At 67.8% G+C, this 1,903-nt stretch carries 1 protein-coding gene; it reads left to right on the forward strand.

Going from position 1 to position 1,903, the window contains the following annotated elements:
- Positions 1 to 125: 125 nt before the first annotated feature.
- Entirely contained in the window at positions 126 to 1,733 is a 1,608-nt protein-coding gene (gene groL / locus ACFWF3_RS34200) for a chaperonin GroEL (RefSeq protein ID WP_379318164.1), read from the forward strand.
- The last annotated feature ends 170 nt before the right edge of the window (positions 1,734 to 1,903 follow it).

A 1,903-nucleotide genomic window follows, 5' to 3' on the forward strand; every position in this document is an offset into this window, starting at 1 on the left:
TCCTCTCGGCGCGCGACATCCTGGCCGTCGTCACCAAGTAAGGCCAACGCCGCATCAGCGTTCCGCCCCGGCGTCTTCACAGGCCCGGGGCGGATTGCGTTCACAAACAGGAGCTGAATCCTCTTATGCCCAAGCAGATCGAGTTCGACGAAAAGGCTCGCCGGGCTCTGGAACGCGGTGTCGACAAGCTGGCCGACGCCGTCAAGGTGACCCTCGGCCCCCGCGGCCGGCATGTGGTGCTGGCCAAGGCTTTCGGTGGCCCCACCGTGACCAACGACGGTGTCACCATCGCGCGTGAGATCGACCTCGAGGACCCCTTCGAGAACCTCGGCGCACAGCTCGTCAAGAGCGTCGCCACCAAGACCAACGATGTCGCGGGCGACGGTACGACCACCGCCACCGTGCTGGCGCAGGCGTTCGTGCGCGGCGGCCTGAAGAACGTCGCCGCGGGTGCCAACCCGATCACCCTCGGCCAGGGCATCGCCGCTGCCGCCGAGAAGGTGTCGGAGGTGCTGCTCGCGCTGGCCACTCCCGTCTCCGGCGAGAAGGCCATCGCCCAGGTCGCCACCGTTTCCTCACGTGACGAGGAAATCGGCGAGATGGTCGGCAAGGCGCTCACCACGGTCGGCAAGGACGGCGTCGTGACGGTCGAGGAGTCCTCGACCACGAACACCGAACTCGTCATCACCGAAGGCGTGCAGTTCGACAAGGGCTACCTCTCGCCCTACTTCCAGACCGATCCCGAGACCCAGCAGGCCGTGCTCGAGGACACCTACGTCCTGCTGCACCGCGACAAGATCAGCTCGCTGCCCGATCTGCTGCCGCTGCTCGAGAAGATCGCCGAGTCCGGCAAGGCCGTGCTGATCGTGGCCGAGGACGTCGACGGCGAAGCGCTGTCCACCCTGGTGGTCAACTCGATCCGCAAGACCATCAAGGCCGTCGCCGTGAAGGCGCCGTTCTTCGGTGACCGTCGCAAGGCGTTCCTCGACGACCTGGCCGTCGTCACCGGTGGCACCGTGATCAACCCCGATCTCGGCGTCACCCTGCGCGAGGCCACCATCGAGCAGCTGGGTCAGGCGCGTCGCGTCGTCGTCACCAAGGACGAGACCGTGCTGATCGACGGCGCGGGCTCCGACGAGGACATCAAGGGCCGCAGCGCGCAGCTGCGTCGCGAGATCGAGGCCTCGGACTCCGACTGGGATCGCGAGAAGCTCGAAGAGCGGCTGGCGAAGCTGGCCGGTGGCGTCGCGGTGATCAAGGTCGGCGCTGCCACCGAGACCGCGCTCAAGGAGCGCAAGTACCGCGTCGACGACGCGGTCGCCGCTGCCAAGGCCGCGGTCGAGGAGGGCATCGTCCCCGGTGGTGGTTCGGCGCTCGTGATCGCCGCTGCCGCACTGGGCGAGCTGCGTGACTCGTTCGCCGGCGACAAGGCCGTCGGTGTCGAGGTGGTTCGTAAGGGCCTCGAGGCGCCGCTGTACTGGATCGCCACCAACGCCGGCCTCGACGGTGCCGTCGTGGTCGCGAAGGTCTCCGAGGGCAAGGAAGGCTTCAACGCCGCCACCCTGACCTACGGCGACCTGCTCGCCGACGGTGTCGTCGACCCGGTCAAGGTGACCCGCTCCGCCGTGGTGAACGCCGCCTCGGTCGCGCGGATGATCCTGACCACCGAGAGCGCCATCGTGGAGAAGCCGGCCGAGGCCGACGACGACCACGGCCACGGTCACTCGCACTGATCGGGTAAACGGAAGGCCCGCTGCTGATCATGTGATCGGCGGCGGGCCCTTCTTGTTCGAGTAGTCCCAGTTGGTTTGACGCTGTGTTTTTGGAGCGCTGGCGCGCTCGAGTCGCGGCCCTGAGGGGCCGCCGGTTAGCCACCGGGGCTTGCTCCTTCGTCGCCTACGCC

Origin of the sequence: Nocardia sp. NPDC060220 (genome assembly GCF_042727815.1) — a bacterium.
Lineage (GTDB): Bacteria > Actinomycetota > Actinomycetes > Mycobacteriales > Mycobacteriaceae > Nocardia.

Excerpts from the sequence above, each read along its gene's own strand:
- groL (WP_379318164.1), top strand. The coding sequence starts at position 126 with ATGCCCAAGCAGATCGAGTTCGACGAAAAGGCTCGCCGGGCTCTGGAA.